This window comes from Sedimentibacter acidaminivorans (assembly GCF_017873955.1).
In the GTDB taxonomy this organism is placed as follows: Bacteria; Bacillota; Clostridia; order Tissierellales; family Sedimentibacteraceae; genus Sedimentibacter; species Sedimentibacter acidaminivorans.
In genome coordinates this window covers 236,445-254,298 of sequence record NZ_JAGGKS010000003.1, presented here as the reverse complement: position 1 = coordinate 254,298, position 17,854 = coordinate 236,445, and the positions used below count along the sequence as shown (strand labels likewise).

Genomic DNA, 17,854 nt, shown 5'->3' with positions numbered 1-17,854 from the left:
ATTATGTGCGAAAATATATTTTAAAAAGATTAGTTATTTCACTTGCCACTGTATGGGTGTTGACAACCATTGTTTTTATTCTTGTAAGATTAATGCCTGGTGATCCATTTTCAAGTGACAAGATGACACCTGAAATAAAAGCAAATATTGAAAGATATTACGGATTTGACAAGCCTATTATTGTACAATATTTTACGTATTTAAATAATATTTTACATGGTGATTTTGGATATTCCATGAAATATGTTAACCAATCAGTAAATAAAATAATTGGTGATTCATTTCCGTATTCTTTTGATTTAGGTATGAGAGCCTTATCTCTATCAATATCATTTGGAATTGTTCTTGGTATAATTGCAGCATTAAATAGGGGTAGAAAATTAGATTATGTATGTGTAGTTATAGCAATAATTGGTACATCAGTACCAGATTTTATAATTGGAGGGTTGTTGCAATTTTTCTTTGGTATAAAGTGGGGACTATTTCCAGTTGCACAATACCATGGAATTAAATATACAGTATTGCCATCTATAGCTCTTGGATTTTATACATTAGCGATGGTTTCAAGGCTTATGAGGGCAAGTATGCTTGAAGTTGTACAGCAAGATTATATAAAAACTGCAAAATCGAAAGGTATATCTAAATTTAGAATAACGTATAAGCATCAAATTAGAAATGCTATTATGCCAGTAGTTACGGTTCTAGGTCCTACGGTTGCAAGTGTATTAACTGGTACATTTGTAATAGAGTCAATTTTTGCAATACCTGGGATGGGAAAATATTATGTTCAAAGTGTGCAAAATTTAGATTATTCTTTAATACTTGGAATGACCATTTTTTACGGAGCTTTTTTAGTTTTAGCTAACATGATTGTTGATATATTATATGGGGTAATTGATCCAAGAATAAGAGTAGCAGGAAAGTAGGTGCAATATGGAAAAAAATATAGATATCAAAAACATTGATATATCTCAATTTAAAACAATAGGTAAAAATATAGAAAAAATGGAAGCAATATCAAGACCTAATTTAACCTACTGGAGAGATGCGTGGAGGAGAATTAAGCAAAATAAAGTTGCTTTTTCAGGCTTGGTAATATTGGTTGTATATATAGTATTAGCCATATTTGGACCAATTATAAGCCAGTATGAATATACTGCAATCGATTCATCTAGGATGAATCAATTTATTTCTTCTGAACATTGGTTTGGAACAGACGAATTGGGAAGAGACCTTTGGACAAGGGTTTGGAGAGGTGCGAGAGTTTCGCTTGCTATAGGATTTATTGCAACAATTTTAAATACAGTGATAGGTGGATTAGTTGGTGGATTATCTGGTTATTATGGAGGTGTGCTAGATTCTATACTAATGAGAATAATTGATATCCTTTATGGAATCCCTTATCTAATAGTATCTATTCTAGTAATGGTTGTATTAGGACCTGGAATTACATCCTTGATTGTTGCAATGGTAATAGTCGGCTGGATAGGAACAGCAAGATTCGTTAGAGGCGAAGTACTAAAACTTAAAGAACAGGATTTTGTTGCGGCAGCTAAAATACTTGGAGTATCAGATTTTACAATAATAATTAAACATATATTGCCTAATGTTATGGGTTTAATTATTACAAACTTAACTATGGCGGTACCAAAGGCTATATTTAATGAAGCGTTTTTAAGTTATATTGGACTTGGTATTGCACCCCCTGAATGTAGTTGGGGAATATTAGCTAAATCTGGCGTTAAAATGCTTAGGATATATCCGTATCAATTATTTATACCATCATTCTTTATATGTACAACAATGCTTGCATTAAACCTCTTAGGAGATGGCTTGAGAGATGCATTGGATCCTAAATTAAGAGGTACAGAATAAAGAAGGGAAGTGAGAAAATGGAAAAGATGCTAGAGGTTAAAAATTTGAATTTTTCCTTTCATACATATGGAGGAATAGTTAAAGCAGTAAGAGGTGTAACTTTTGATGTTAATGAAGGTGAAGTCATTGGAATAGTTGGAGAATCTGGATGTGGGAAAAGTGTTACGGCTCAGTGCTTAATTAGACTTAATCCAGAACCACCTGGTTTTTTTGACGAGGGTTCAATAAAATATAAAGGCAAAGAAATTTCTAAGATGTCTGATAAGGAAATGAGAAAAATTAGAGGGGTTGAAATAGGGTTTATATTTCAAGACCCTATGACTTCATTAAATCCAACTATGAAAGTTGGAAAACAAATAGAAGAAATATTCATACAAAGAAAATTATATAATAAAAAGGAATTAAAAGATAAAGCATTAGAAATATTGAAGATGGTTGGAATCTCTGACGGTGAAAGAAGGTATAATCAATATCCCCATGAGCTAAGTGGAGGGATGAAACAAAGGGTTATGATTGCTATAGCTCTTGTTGGGAATCCAGGCATTATTATAGCTGATGAACCTACTACATCTCTAGATGTTACTATAGAAGCACAAATACTTGATTTGTTGAAAGATTTGCAGAAAAAATTGAAAACCTCAATAGTTTTAATTACACATGATTTGGGAGTTATTGCTAAAATGTGTGATCGAGTTCTTGTAATGTATGGTGGTAAGATAGTAGAAAGAGGTATGGTAGATGATATATTTTATAATACTAAACATCCATATACTTCAGGTTTATTGTGTTCTATAGCAAGTCTAGAAACTGAAAAAGATGAAGAGCTTCAACCTATTGAAGGAACACCTCCAGATTTATTCTCTCCACCACCTGGTTGTCCTTTTGCAGCTAGATGTGAATATGCAATGGAAGTGTGTTATAAAATAATGCCTCCTGAATATGAAATAACTGAAGAACATCAAACAATGTGTTGGTTGCAACATGAAAACTCTTTAGATATAAAGCTTCCTTGCAAAAAAGTAATTAAAGGGGAGGTGTTTTAGATGAATACAGAAAAAGAACCCTTGGTACAAGTAAAAAAGTTAAGTAAATATTTTCAAATAAGTAAAAAAGAAACTTTAAAAGCAGTTGAAGATGTGTCTTTCGATATATATAAGGGAGAAACCGTTGGATTAGTAGGTGAATCGGGATGTGGTAAATCAACTACAGGAAGATGCCTCGTAAAATTATATGAACCTACTAAAGGCAATGTACTTTATAAGGGTAAAGATATATTTGATTCTAAAAAGAATTCAGAAAAACTTGAATATTGTAAAAATACACAAATGATATTTCAAAATCCATATTCATCTTTAAATCCTAGAATGACTGTAAAAGATGTAGTTGGTGAAGGAATTAGACTTCATGAAAAAATATCAGAAAAAAACTTAGATGAAAAAATAGAAGATTTATTGAAAACTGTTGGACTAAATAGAGACCATATGTCAAGATTTTCTCACGAATTTTCAGGTGGGCAAAGACAACGTATAGGAATTGCAAGGGCATTGTCTGTTAATCCTGAATTTATAGTGTGTGATGAACCAATATCAGCTCTTGATGTATCTATACAAGCTCAAGTATTGAATATGTTAAAGAAATTACAGAAAGAAAGAGGACTAACATATTTATTTATTGCTCATGATTTAAGTGTAGTTAAATATATATCAGATAAAGTAATAGTTATGTACCTTGGAACGATTGTTGAACAAGCAAATGCAGTTGATTTATATAAAAATCCAATGCATCCTTATACAAAGGCTTTGTTATCAGCAATTCCAGAAGCTGATCCTAAAATAGCAAAAAGTAAGCAAAGGATAATGTTAAAAGGAGAAATTCCAAGTCCTATAAATCCAAAAGAATGCTGTAGATTTGTAGAAAGGTGTACATATGCTAAACCTATATGCCATGAAGCTATACCTAAGTTAAAAACATATGATGATAATCATAAAGTTGCATGCCATTTGTTTTAATTTTAAGCAAAAAAATATGATGATTTCATCATATTTTTTTGTTGTGCTTTCTCAATTTTTTAGTGAATATACTTGTAAAAATACTATACAATCAAGTATTAGTATGTTACAATAAGTATTATTCATGAAAAAATACATACTAATCGTATATAGTGTGACATAAATACTGCGGCGAACTTATAATAATAATTAAGTATAAATTTTACTTATAAATTTCAAAATTATGACAAAAAAGGTATTGCAAAAATAATAATATGTGATAAAATAAAAATAAAGGGACAAAAATATACGATAGGGACGATGTATATCCCGGGGGCTCATATGGAAGTAAATAAAATTCTCGAAATACAAAATCAGATAGTGCCTGAAACAGTTGAATTGTTTATGAGAAGATACGAAATACTTAGAATTATTAGTGATTTTCAGCCAATTGGTAGAAGATCTTTATCTAAAAAATTAGGAATAACAGAACGAACAATGAGAACTGAAATTGAAAAATTAAGTGAAATTAAACTAATTCATATTGAATCATCTGGCGTTTGGTTATCGGATATAGGTAAAGAAATGCTTTCGGAGGTTCAAAAAACATTTTATTACATAAAAAATTTATCAGAAACGGAATTAAAACTAAAAGAAAAGTTAAAACTTAGAAGAGTTGTCGTTGTAGCAGGAGATGTTAATAAAGATAGATATACTTTTAATGAACTTGGAAAAAAAGCTGGAGAAGTTATTCTTGATCTTATTAAGCCAGATACAATTTTAGGGATAACTGGTGGAACAACTATGGCATGCGTTGTAAATCAAATGAAAAAGAAGAAGAATATAAAAAATCTTTTAGTTCTACCTGCAAGAGGAGCATTAAGTGAAGAATTAGGTATAGAGGCTAACACTATTGCAGCAAATTTAGCTGAAAAATTAAATTCAGAGTATAAATTGTTACATATACCTGATAGTTTAGATATTGATGAATTAAAGGCGCTAAAAAATAATAAAATAATTAGAGATGTTTTAAATGATATAAGGAAGATAAATCTTCTAGTTTTTGGATTAGGAAATGCAAAGGATATGGCTTTTAGGCGAAAAGCTGATAGTACAATATTTAAAAGAATAGAAGAGGATAATCTTACAGCTGAAGCTTTTGGGTATTATTTTAGTCAAGATGGAATTATGAAAATGCAGACAAATTCAGTTGGAATATCACTTGAAAACTATAATCAAATAAAAGATATTGTTGCAGTTGCAGCAGGTAGTTCAAAAGCGGAAGCTATCTATGCCATATCGAAATTTAATAATAATTTCATACTTGTAACAGATGAAGGTGCAGCAAATAAAATTTTAAGTTTATAAATGCTTGGTGAACATTTCATGTTCACAGTAACTAAGAGTATGCTAGTAATATATTATAAATATTATGATATAATAAATACAATCAATGAAACAAAGACATTCGTCTTTGTCTTGATGAATTTATTGAATCGTAGTGATGCAAGCCGTTATCTGGCTTGCTTGATGATATAATAAATACAATTAATGAAACAAAGACATACGTCTTTGCTTTGATGTATTTATTGAATCGTTGTGATGCAAGCCGCTATCTGGCTTGCTTGATGATATAATAAAATATAAATATTTTAGGAGGCTAACAATGGTTAGAGTAGCTATTAATGGTTTTGGAAGAATTGGAAGATTAGCATTGAGGTTAATGATTCAGGATAAAGATTTTGATGTTGTTGCTATTAACACAAATTCTGATGCTGAGACATTGGCATATTTACTAAAATATGATACTTCACAAGGTAATTTTATGATAGATAAGATTTCACATGAAGGTGATGTATTGTATGTAGATGGTAAAAAAATACTTACATCAAGAGTTAAAGAACCAGAAAATTGCAATTGGAAAGAATTGAACATTGATTTAGTTATCGATTGTACTGGAAAATTTAATGATAGAGAAAAAGCAGAAAAACACATTCAGGCGGGAGCTAAAAAGGTATTATTATCAGCACCTGGAAAAGGTGACTTAAAAACAGTAGTTTACAATGTTAATCATGATATTCTTGATGGCAGTGAAACAGTTGTTTCAGCAGCATCATGTACTACAAATTGTCTAGCACCATTAGCTAAAGCTATAGATGATAAATTTGGAATAGTTAAAGGTTTGATGACAACAGTACATGCATATACAAATGATCAAAATATTTTAGATAATTCCCATAAAAAAGGTATAAATTCTAGAAGGGGCCGCTCAGCAGCAGCAAATATTGTACCAGCTTCAACAGGTGCAGCAGCAGCAGTTGGTATAGTACTTCCAAAGTTAAAAGGTAAATTAGATGGTATGGCACTTCGTGTTCCTACAATTACTGGGTCTGTAGTTGATTTAGTTGTTGAACTTGGGAATAATGTTACTGTAGAAGAAATAAATAAAGCAATAAAAGAAGCTTCAAATGAAACATTGAGATACACTGAAGACCCAATTGTGTCATCGGATGTTATTGGCACAACATATGGTTGTACATTTGATGCATTGTCTACTAATATTCTAGATGTTGATGGTAAACAAATGGTTAAGCTAATTGCTTGGTATGATAATGAAATGTCGTTCACAGCTCAATTAGTAAGATTAGCAAAATACTGGTCTACAATGAAATAATGAAAAATTGTTGAGCAATTGATTGGCTTTAGAATAATAATTGATTTTGCAATTGCTATTTTACAGTAAGTCTATTGCTCTTCTATTACTTTAGTAGTATTTATGGAGGTTTATATGAATAAGAAAACTTTAAAAGATATAGACGTAAAAAATAAAAAAGTACTTGTTAGGTGTGATTTTAACGTACCACTTGACAAATCAGGAAATATAACTGATGATATAAGAATAACTAGTTCTTTACCAACAATTAAATATTTATTAAATAATGGAGCATCCTTAATTCTTATGTCCCATCTAGGTAGACCTGATGGAGAACCAAAAAAAGAATATTCTCTTTTGCCAGTTGCTAAAAGGTTAGAAAAATTATTAGACAAAAAAATAATATTTGAAGATTGTGATATAGTGGTTGATGACAAGGTAAAAGCTGATGCATTAAAATTACAATCTGGTGAAGTAATGATACTTCAAAATACAAGATATAGAAAAGAAGAAACAAAAAATGGCGATGCTCTATCTAAAGATTTGGCTGGACTTGCTGATATATATGTAAATGATGCATTTGGAACAGCTCATAGGGCTCATTCTTCTAATGCAGGTGTATGTAAATACTTGCCATCTGCTGTTGGATTTTTAGTTGAAAAAGAAATAGCTGTTATGGGAAATGCTTTAGAAAATCCTAAAAGACCACTTACAGCTATATTAGGTGGTGCAAAGGTTGCTGATAAAATTGCTGTAATTGAGAATTTTTTAAATATTGCAGATAATATTATTATTGGTGGAGGTATGATGTATACATTCCTTAAAGCACAAGGCTACAATGTGGGAAAATCACTTTTAGAAGAAGATAAAATTGACCTTGCAAAAGGTATAATTCAAAAATCAAAAGATAAAAACATTAATTTATATTTGCCAATAGATGTAGTAGTTGCTAAAGAATTTAAAAATGATACAGAATTTTATACTGTTGATAGTGATAGTATTCCAGACGACTTTATGGGACTTGATATAGGAGAAAAAACAATAGAAAAATTCTGTGAAGTAATTAGTATATCTAAAACGATTATATGGAATGGGCCTTTAGGAGTTTTTGAAATGGATAACTTTGCAAAAGGAACAAATTCTATTGCTGAATTTATTGCTAATAATAAGGAAGCTATTTCAATAGTTGGTGGAGGTGATAGTGCTGCTGCTGTAGAAAAAGTGGGTTTAGCAGATAAAATAACGCATATATCAACTGGTGGCGGAGCATCACTTGAATTTTTAGAAGGAAAGGTATTGCCAGGAATAGATGCAGTAGATAATAAGTAAAGGAGACAAAATGAGAATACCATTGATAGCTGGAAACTGGAAAATGAATAATAATATTCATGAGAGTATATCACTTGTAAATAACTTGATACAATTATCTAATGATTTTAATAACAATGTTGAAGTTTTAGTATGTGTACCATTTACAGCACTATATTCAATTAGAAAGTTGTTAAATAGTTCTAATATAAAACTTGGAGCACAAAATATGCATTATGATGAAAAAGGAGCATACACTGGTGAAATTTCTCCACTTATGTTAAAAGAAATTGGTGTTGAATATGTTATAGTTGGACATTCTGAAAGAAGACAATATTTTAATGAAACTGATGAATCGGTAAATAAAAAGTTGAAATCATCAATAAATTTTGCAATTAAACCAATATTGTGCATAGGTGAAACGTTAGAGCAAAGAGAAAGAAAAATAGAAAAAATAACCGTTGAAAATCAGATTATTAATGCATTTAAAGATATAAAGGCTGAAGATGCAGTTAAAGTTGTAATTGCTTATGAACCAATTTGGGCAATTGGTACAGGTAAAACTGCAACAAGTGAAGAAGCTAATGAAATGTCAAGTTTCATAAGAAATGTATTTAAGGAATTATATAATGAAGAACTTGCTAAGCAAGTTATAGTGTTATATGGAGGTAGTGTAAAGGGTGAAAATGCATCAGAATTAATGAACCAAACTGATATTGATGGTGCTTTAGTAGGGGGAGCAAGTCTAAGTGCTGAAGAATTTATTAGAATAATTAATTTTAATCAACAATATGAAAAAGTCAACAAGGAGATATTATGAGAAAATTAACAGCATTGATAATTCTTGATGGTTGGGGTGTAGGTCCTGATTATCCTGGAAACGCAATAACTAAAGCTAAAACACCTAACTTTGATTTGCTTATGAAAAAATATCCTAATACAACATTAACTGCTAGTGGATATGAGGTTGGTCTGCCAAAAGGCCAAATGGGAAATTCAGAGGTTGGACATTTAAATATTGGTGCAGGTAGAATAGTTTATCAGGATTTCACGAGGATAACAAAATCAATTGAAGATAATGAATTTCAAAATATAGAAGAATTTAACAATGCGATTAATAATGTAAAACAAAATGATTCCACATTGCATCTTATGGGACTATTATCAGATGGTGGAGTGCATAGCCATAATTCTCATTTGTATAGTTTAATTAAACTTGCAAAAGATAAAGGAATAAGAAAATTACAAATACATTGTTTTACTGATGGACGTGACGTTGGACCTGCTAGTAGTATAAGTTATATAAAAGAACTCGAGAAAAAAATTAATGAAATAGGTATAGGTCGTATTTCTACAATCATCGGAAGATATTATGCAATGGATAGAAATCAGCATTGGGATAGAACTAAACATGCATATGATGCTATGGTAAATGGAAAAGGTGAAATTTTTGATAATGCAGTTGAATCTATACGAGATTCTTATTTAGAGAATGTTACTGATGAATTTATTAAGCCATTGATAATAAAAGATGAAAATGGTAAATTAGGAACAGTAAATGAAAATGATTCAATTATATTTTATAATTTTAGGCCCGATAGGGCAAGGCAGTTAACAAGAGCTTTTGTAGATGATGATTTTAATAATTTTGATAGAAAAAAAATAAATTTAAAATTTGTATGTATGACTCAATATGACAAAACTATAGAAAATGTTGAGATAGCATTTAAAACTCATTTGGTTAAGAACACTTTAGGTGAATATTTGAGTGAAAATGGGTTCAAACAACTAAGAGCTGCTGAAACAGAAAAATATGCACATGTAACTTACTTTTTTAACGGAGAGTTAGAAGAACCATTGAAAAATGAAGTTAGAATTCTTATACCATCACCATCTGTTGCAACTTATGATTTAAAACCAGAAATGAGCGCGTATGAGCTTAAATCCATGATTTTAGAAGAAATGGAAAAGGATATATACAATGTTATGATTATTAACTTTGCAAATGCTGATATGGTTGGGCATACAGGAGATATGGATGCAGCAATAAAAGCTGTAGAAACAGTAGATAAATGTCTTGGTGAAGTAGTGAATTACATAATTAGAATTGGAGGAACAGCATTAATAACAGCAGATCATGGTAATGCTGAAGAAATGTTAGATCATACTAAACTTAATAAAATGACAGCTCATTCTACAAATAAGGTACCTTTTATAGTGGTTCAAAATACTAATAAAATAGAACTTAGGGAAGGAATTTTAGGAGATATCGCACCAACAATGCTTGAGCTTTTAGAGCTTGAAAAACCAGTGGAAATGACAGGTGAAAGCTTAATTGTAAGAAAAAATAAAAAATAAATACTAATTGGAGGTATTAAAATTGACTATAATATCAGATGTATATGCAAGAGAAATTTTGGACTCGAGAGGAAACCCTACAATTGAGGTAGAAGTATGGACTGAAAGTGGAGGATATGGAAGAGCAGGAATACCATCAGGAGCATCAACAGGAGCATTTGAAGCTGTAGAATTAAGGGATGGTGATAAATCAAGATATCTAGGAAAAGGTGTTTTAACTGCAGTAGATAATGTAAATAATATAATAGCACCTGAGTTAATAGGAAGAGATTCTTTAGAACAAGTATCTATTGACAAAATGCTAATAGAGCTTGATGGAACTCCAAATAAAGCTAAATTAGGGGCAAATGCTATTTTAGGAGTATCTATGGCATGCGCTAGAGCTGCAGCACACACTTTAGGAGTACCTTTGTATCAATATCTTGGTGGAGTAAATGCAAAAACACTTCCTGTTCCAATGATGAACATATTAAATGGTGGTCAACATGCAGATAACAATGTAGATATTCAAGAATTTATGGTTATGCCCGTTGGAGCATGTTGTTTTAAAGAAGCATTAAGAATGGGAGCAGAAATATTCCATAGCTTAAAAAATGTTTTAAAGGCTAAAGGATTAAATACAGCAGTTGGAGATGAAGGTGGATTTGCACCAAATTTAACTTCTAATGAAGAAGCTTTAATCACAATAGTAGAGGCAATAAAAAAAGCTGGTTATGAACCAGGTAAAGATGTAATGTTAGCTCTAGATGTTGCTGCTTCTGAATTGTATAATTTTGAAACTAAAACATATAAACTTGCTGGCGAAGGAAAAGAATTTACTCAATCAGAAATTGTTGATTTTTATGTATATTTAGTAAATAAATACCCAATAATATCCATAGAAGATGGAATGGACGAAGAAGATTGGGAAGGCTGGATTATGTTGAATGAAAAACTTGGTGATAAAGTGCAAATAGTTGGTGATGATTTATTTGTTACTAATACAGAAAGATTAGTTAAAGGAATTGAGCAAAAAGCAGCAAACTCAATTTTAATAAAATTAAATCAAATAGGAACTATAACAGAAACATTAGATGCTATTGAAATGGCAAAAAGAGCAGGATATACCGCGGTTGTATCACATAGGTCTGGTGAAACAGATGATTCGACAATAGCTGATTTAGTAATTGCTACTAATTCAGGACAAATAAAAACAGGTGCTCCATCAAGAATAGATAGAGTTGCTAAATACAATCAGTTATTGAGATTGGAAGATATCTTGGGAGATGCAGCACAATATAAAGGAATGGAAGTTTTTTATAATATTAAGCATTAATTTAAAAAATAAAGCGATAGTTATGCTATCGCTATCAATTTATTTATGCCTTATATATTATTAAATTAATAAATAGGTAATTGTTTATTAAATTTTTATTGATTTTGTAATTCTTTAGTGTTATAATCTTAACGTTATGCAGAGAAAATAGCTCATGGGAGGTGTGTGAATAGTGGAATTAATAGTTAGAATATTTTTAATAATTGCAAGTTTAATTCTTATTGCAAGTATACTACTTCAATCAGGAAAGTCAGCAGGTATGTCTGGTGAAATAGCAGGTGGTGCTGAGTCAATATGGGGCAAGAATAAAGGTAGAAGTTATGAAGGTAAGCTTGAAAAGTTAACAACTATCTCAGCAATTATATTTGTGGTTGCTTCATTAGCATTGATAGTTATTCAATAATAATGTTGTATATTATGCAATAAATTCTAAAGATGCTGATAATTCAGTTGAATTTTGGAATTTATTGTTGTGTAAAAATTAATTAAATTAACAATGGAGGAATAATTAAATGGGAACACTAATAATAGCCCCGATAGTAGGGGTTGTGGCGTTATTGTATGCTTATTACAAAGCTATGAGCATAAATAAGGTTGATGCTGGAACGGATAGAATGAAGGAAATATCTTCATTTATTCATGAAGGTGCAATGGCTTTTCTTACTAGAGAATATAAGTCAGTAGCAATATTTGCAGCGGTATTATTTTTTGTATTAGGTTTTGGAATCAATTGGCAAACAGCAATTTCATTTGCAGTTGGAGCTATTTTTTCTACTTTAGCTGGATTTTTTGGTATGACAGTTGCTACAAAGGCAAATGTTAGAACTGCAAACGCAGCAAGAACTTCAGGCATGAATAAAGCTTTAGAAATAGCATTCTCAGGTGGAGCAGTTATGGGAATGGTTGTTGTTGGTTTGGGTTTATTAGGAGTTGGATCATTATGGTTGGTATTTGGTAATGCTAGTTACTTAACTGGTTTTAGTTTAGGAGCTTCATCAATAGCATTATTTGCTCGTGTTGGTGGTGGTATATATACAAAAGCAGCCGATGTTGGAGCAGACTTGGTTGGTAAAGTTGAAGCAGGTATTCCAGAAGATGACCCAAGAAACCCAGCTGTTATAGCAGATAATGTTGGAGATAATGTTGGTGACGTTGCAGGTATGGGAGCTGACTTATTTGAATCATATGTTGGTTCAATAGTTTCAGCAATAACACTTGGATTAATTGCATTCCCTGAAAGTGGAAGAGGTGTTTTATTTGCACTTTTATTAGCAGCAATTGGTATTCTTGCTTCTATCATCGGAACTCTATTTGTTAGAGGAAAAGAAGGTGGAAACCCACAAAAAGCATTGGATGCTGGTACATATGTTAGTTCATTAATAGTTGTAATAGCAGCATTTTTCCTTAGCAAATCTATACTTGGCGATGCAAGACCATTTGGTTCAATTGTAATTGGATTAGCTGTAGGTTTAATAATAGCTAAAATAACAGAATACTATACAGCAACAGAGTATAAGCCTGTTCAAAATATAGCTGATCAAGCTGAAACAGGACCAGCTACAACTATTATCAGTGGATTATCAGTTGGTATGCAGTCGACAGCTTATCCTATAGTAGTATTAGCTATTGGTATTATTGGTGCATATTATGTAGCCGGATATTCAGGCGGTTCTATGGATTCTGTTCAAGGATTATACGGAATAGCACTTGCAGCAGTTGGTATGTTATCAACTACTGGTATGACTGTAGCAGTTGATGCTTATGGTCCTATAGCAGATAATGCTGGTGGTATTGCAGAAATGTGTGAATTACCTCATGAAGTTAGAGAAATTACAGATAAACTTGACTCAGTTGGAAATACAACTGCAGCAATTGGTAAAGGATTTGCAATAGGTTCAGCAGCTTTAACAGCTCTTGCATTGTTTGCATCTTACACTCAAGTTGTTGGAATTACTTCAATAAATTTAACAGAACCTACTGTTATTGCAGGTTTATTCATAGGTGGTATGTTACCATTCTTATTCTCAGCGATCACTATGAGTGCAGTTGGTAAAGCAGCATTCGCTATGATTGAAGAAGTTAGAAGACAATTTAAAGAAATGCCTGGTATAATGAAGGGAACTGAAAAGCCAGACTATAAAACATGTGTTGATATCAGTACTACAGCAGCTTTAAGAGAAATGATTGTTCCAGGTCTTTTAGCAGTTATAGTTCCATTAATAGTAGGTTTCTTGCTTGGTACAGAAGCTCTTGGTGGATTATTAGCTGGAGGTTTAGTAACTGGAGTTCTTTTGGCTATCATGATGTCAAATGCTGGTGGTGCTTGGGACAATGCTAAAAAATACATTGAATCAGGTAATCATGGTGGAAAAGGTAGCGAAGCTCATAAAGCAGCAGTAGTTGGAGATACAGTTGGAGATCCATTCAAAGATACTTCAGGACCTTCAATCAATATATTAATTAAACTTATGACAATAGTAGCTCTTGTATTTGGACCTACTATAGCAGCTCATGGTGGAATATTGTTAAAATTATTCTAAAAAATATATAAATATGAAAGACTTCCCAAAAGGGAGTCTTTTTTTCTTGCCGAATTATTCTTTGATATGGTATAATCATTTTGCTTGAAAATCATATAATAGTAGTGTAACAATTGGAGAACGATATAAAAACAATGGTAAGAACAATGTAAAACTATTGGAATATATTGTGAGAGAGGGAGTATATGTTTATTAATGTTGATGGGTTAAGTATTAACTATATAGATGAAGGTGCAGGAACTACCGTGTTATTGCTCCATGGTTGGGGTGCAAATATACAAACTATGATGCCAATATTTAATATTTTAAAGGATAAATGTAGAGTAATTGCTTTGGATTTACCTGGGTTTGGAGAAAGTGATATTCCTAAAGAACCTTGGGACTCATATAATTATGCAGAATTTGTAAAAAAGTTTATTGATAAAATTAATGTTAAAGATTTAATTTTATTTGGACATTCCCACGGTGGTAGAGTGTCTATTATATTATCAGCTAAATATGATAATATAGTTAAAAAACTTATTCTCATTGATAGTGCAGGATTGATTCCTAAAAGAAAAATTAAATATTATTTTAAGGTTTATAGCTTCAAGTTTTTAAAGATTTTTTATACAATATTTGTTAAAGGCGATTCAAAAGAAAGTAAACTTGAAAGTTTTTATAAAAAGTTTGGTTCAGATGATTATAAAGCCTCTCAAGGGATAATGAGACAAACAATGGTAAAAGTAATAAATGATAACTTGTCAGATTTATTAACAAATATAAAGGCATCAACATTATTAATTTGGGGAGAAAATGATGAAGATACACCATTATATATGGGTAAATTAATGGAGGAAAAAATTAAAGATAGTGGATTAATAGTGTTGAAAGATGCAGGACATTTTTCTTATATTGATTGTTTTGAACAATTTAAAGCAGTAATATTTGTATTTTTAAAAGAAGATTTTAATAAATAAGTTGGGAGTGAAGATATGATACTTTTTATAATAATATCTTTTGTTGTATTTTGGTTTTTATTATGTGCAGTAAAAATAAAGTATTTTATACATATGATGCAATTAGAGAGCTATAAAAGTAATAAATATATAGAATGGTTGCAAAATCAAAAAGATAGACTACATAGAAGAAATGATAAAATATATGTAATTTTATCTATAGTATTGTTAGTAGTATTCTTATTATCTTCTAGTGCTATAAAAGATAAAACAATTGTATTTGCTTTTATAATTAGTTTTGTGACAATTGTTTTTTTTGTTATTAGCTATAGAACAAAGTATGAATCTAAAAAACCTATTGTTTATACACAAAGGGCTAAACGACTATATGCTATGACATTATTTTTAGTTGTTATTGATTTTGCTATAACAGTTTTTATTGTTCTTTTGGTATCAAGAAATTTAATACTATATTTTCCTTTATGGGCAGGCATACAATCAATTTTATATTATTTCTTAGGATATTATGTTTTGTTTGCTAATTATTTAGTTAAACCAATAGAAAATAAGATTAATAAAAAGTTTTACTTTGACGCTTCTAAAAAGATTAAAGAGTTAAATAATATTATTTCAGTTGGTATTACTGGAAGTTATGGTAAAACAAGCACAAAATTTATAACAGCAACAATTTTAGAGGAAAAATATAAAGTTTTGAAAACTCCTGATAGTTACAATACTCCTATGGGTATAAGTAAAGTAATTAACAATGATATGTCAGATGAATATGATATATTTATAGCGGAATTAGGTGCTACTCATATAGGTGATATAGACGAAGTTGCAGTGCTTACAAATCCTACTATAGGTTTGATTACATCAATCGGACCATGTCATTTAGAAACATTTAAATCTATTGACAACATAATGAGAACGAAATATGAACTAATAGAAAGACTTCCTAATGATGGAACTTCTATATTTAATTATGACAATGAATATGTAAAAAAACTGGCAGATAAAACATTTAAAGAAAAAATACTATATGGAATTGAAAATATAGAAATTACAGATATTTTTGCAACGGATATAAGGGTTAGCGAAACAGGCTCTACATTTACATTGTGCATTAATGAATTAGGTACAATTGAATGTAAAACTAAGTTGCTAGGGAAGCATAATATTTTAAATATACTTGCTGGTTGTGCTGTAGCTAAAGTTTTAGGATTGACATTAGAGCAAATGGCTGCAGGAATATCAAAAATAGAAAGTGTTAAACATAGACTAGAGCTTATTGATCCTGGAACTGGAGTAATAGTTATTGATGATGCATTTAATTCTAATCCAGATGGAGCTAAAGCAGCACTTGATGTACTAGATGAATTTAAAGATAGAAGAAAAATAATAGTTACACCAGGCATGGTTGAGCTTGGAGAAATTGAAGAAGAAGAAAACGAAAAATTTGGTGAATATATTTCAAAAGTTTGCGATGTTGTAATATTGGTAGGCGAAAAAAGAACAGCACCAATAGTAAAAGGGTTTCAAAAATTAAAATATAGTAGTGAAAATTTATTTATTGTTAATTCATTAGATGAAGCAAGTGAGATTCTTAAGTCGCTTACAAAAGTTAATGATGTAGTTCTTTTTGAAAATGATCTTCCTGATACATACAGTGAAAAATAATATTAGTGGAGGTATATAATGAAGATTGTAGGTATAATAATAGGTGGCAAAACAGTTGAACATGAAGTTTCAATTATAACAGGACTTCAAGTTTTGGATAATATTGATAAAAATCTATATGATCCTAAAATAATATATATACAAAAAGATGGAAAGTGGTATTTTGGAAATAGCTTACATAATATAAAAAACTATAAAATGAAAAAATTTGATGATGCATATGAAGTTTTGCCAGGATTTAAAGAAGGGAAGTTGATACTATATCCACATCCCGATTTAAAGCAAGGATTTTTTGGTAAAAAATATGATTCGTGTGAAATAGACATTATATTCCCTGCTGTACATGGAACAAATGTAGAAGATGGAGCTTTGCATGGCATGTTTCAAATGAATGGTGTACCATGTGCTTTTGGTTCAGTACTAAGTTCTTCTCTTGGAATGGATAAAGTAATAATGAAAAAGGTATTTGAAAGCTATAATTTGCCAGTAGTTGACTATACTTGGTTTTTAAGAAGTGATTGGGATAGTAATAAGGTAGAAATTATGGAAGACATTAATAGAATTGGTTATCCATTAATTGTTAAACCAGCAAATTTAGGATCAAGTGTTGGAATTAGTAAGGCTGAAGACGAAGAAGAATTATTAAATTGTATAAAGATTGCCATGTCATATGATCGAAAAATAATAGTTGAGAAATGTGTTCAAAATGTTAGAGAAATAAATTGTGCTGTAATGGGATATGAAAATAAATTATTTGTATCATCTTGCGAAGAGCCTATTGGATGGAAAGAGTTTTTAACGTATGAGGACAAATATGTCAATAAGGTTAAAGATAGTACAGCAAAGAGAAAAATTCCAGCAGATGTTAGTGATGAAACTACAAAACTAATTCAAGATTATGCTAAAACATCATTTACTGCAATAGATTGTTGCGGAAATGCAAGAATAGATTTTCTCTATGATGGAAATGATATATATGTAAATGAAATTAATACAATACCTGGTTCTATTGCTTTTTATTTATGGGAAAGCTGTGGAGTTACATTTACTAATCTTATAACTAAAATACTTGATTTAGCAGAACTTCAGCAAAAACAAAATAGTATAAATATATATTCATATGACATAGATTTACTGAACAAAATGTCTACAAATGGAAAGAGTGGGCGAAGCAAAATAGTATAATATATATGAATTGG

15 protein-coding genes are annotated in these 17,854 nt (G+C 30.6%); all 15 read left to right on the top strand.

The window, feature by feature from the left end; all coding sequences use genetic code 11:
• The first annotated feature begins 5 nt into the window (after positions 1-5).
• Positions 6-926, top strand: a complete 921-nt coding sequence (locus J2Z76_RS06825; RefSeq protein ID WP_209511261.1) for an ABC transporter permease — start codon at positions 6-8, stop codon at positions 924-926.
• A 7-nt stretch (positions 927-933) separates the two neighbouring features.
• Positions 934-1,875: an ABC transporter permease gene (locus tag J2Z76_RS06820; RefSeq protein WP_209511260.1), complete on the top strand. Its 942-nt coding sequence runs from the start codon at positions 934-936 to the stop codon at positions 1,873-1,875.
• Between the two features lie 17 nt (positions 1,876-1,892).
• A complete protein-coding gene (locus J2Z76_RS06815) occupies positions 1,893-2,918 on the top strand; it encodes an ABC transporter ATP-binding protein (protein ID WP_209511259.1) in 1,026 nt (341 codons plus the stop codon).
• Positions 2,919-3,884, top strand: a complete 966-nt coding sequence (locus tag J2Z76_RS06810; RefSeq protein WP_209511258.1) for an ABC transporter ATP-binding protein — start codon at positions 2,919-2,921, stop codon at positions 3,882-3,884.
• A 321-nt stretch (positions 3,885-4,205) separates the two neighbouring features.
• The gene (locus J2Z76_RS06805) at positions 4,206-5,231 is read left to right on the top strand and encodes a sugar-binding transcriptional regulator (protein ID WP_209511257.1); all 1,026 of its coding nucleotides are present in this window, start codon (positions 4,206-4,208) and stop codon (positions 5,229-5,231) included.
• A gap of 298 nt (positions 5,232-5,529) precedes the next feature.
• Complete coding sequence (gene gap / locus J2Z76_RS06800) at positions 5,530-6,537, top strand: type I glyceraldehyde-3-phosphate dehydrogenase (RefSeq protein ID WP_209511256.1); 1,008 nt, start codon at positions 5,530-5,532, stop codon at positions 6,535-6,537.
• 114 nt (positions 6,538-6,651) lie between these two features.
• Positions 6,652-7,845, top strand: coding sequence for a phosphoglycerate kinase (locus J2Z76_RS06795; protein ID WP_209511255.1), 1,194 nt, complete (start codon positions 6,652-6,654; stop codon positions 7,843-7,845).
• 10 nt (positions 7,846-7,855) lie between these two features.
• Positions 7,856-8,644: a triose-phosphate isomerase gene (gene tpiA, locus J2Z76_RS06790; RefSeq protein WP_209511254.1), complete on the top strand. Its 789-nt coding sequence runs from the start codon at positions 7,856-7,858 to the stop codon at positions 8,642-8,644.
• Positions 8,638-10,182: a 2,3-bisphosphoglycerate-independent phosphoglycerate mutase gene (gpmI, locus tag J2Z76_RS06785; RefSeq protein WP_342455028.1), complete on the top strand. Its 1,545-nt coding sequence runs from the start codon at positions 8,638-8,640 to the stop codon at positions 10,180-10,182. The genes tpiA and gpmI overlap by 7 nt, the downstream gene beginning before the upstream one ends.
• Before the next feature lie 22 nt (positions 10,183-10,204).
• Positions 10,205-11,497 carry a phosphopyruvate hydratase gene (gene eno / locus J2Z76_RS06780; protein ID WP_209511252.1) on the top strand — a complete coding sequence of 431 codons (1,293 nt, stop codon included), beginning with the start codon at positions 10,205-10,207 and terminating at the stop codon, positions 11,495-11,497.
• 169 nt (positions 11,498-11,666) lie between these two features.
• Positions 11,667-11,900, top strand: a complete 234-nt coding sequence (secG, locus tag J2Z76_RS06775) for a preprotein translocase subunit SecG (RefSeq protein ID WP_209511395.1) — start codon at positions 11,667-11,669, stop codon at positions 11,898-11,900.
• Positions 11,901-12,009: 109 nt separating this feature from the next.
• The gene (locus J2Z76_RS06770; protein WP_209511251.1) at positions 12,010-14,037 is read left to right on the top strand and encodes a sodium-translocating pyrophosphatase; all 2,028 of its coding nucleotides are present in this window, start codon (positions 12,010-12,012) and stop codon (positions 14,035-14,037) included.
• 185 nt (positions 14,038-14,222) lie between these two features.
• Positions 14,223-14,996: an alpha/beta fold hydrolase gene (locus tag J2Z76_RS06765; protein ID WP_209511250.1), complete on the top strand. Its 774-nt coding sequence runs from the start codon at positions 14,223-14,225 to the stop codon at positions 14,994-14,996.
• Between the two features lie 15 nt (positions 14,997-15,011).
• Positions 15,012-16,655 (top strand): UDP-N-acetylmuramoyl-tripeptide--D-alanyl-D-alanine ligase, encoded by a 1,644-nt coding sequence (locus J2Z76_RS06760; RefSeq protein WP_209511249.1) that lies wholly within the window; start codon positions 15,012-15,014, stop codon positions 16,653-16,655.
• A gap of 18 nt (positions 16,656-16,673) precedes the next feature.
• Positions 16,674-17,840: a D-alanine--D-alanine ligase family protein gene (locus J2Z76_RS06755; protein ID WP_209511248.1), complete on the top strand. Its 1,167-nt coding sequence runs from the start codon at positions 16,674-16,676 to the stop codon at positions 17,838-17,840.
• Positions 17,841-17,854: the final 14 nt, after the last annotated feature.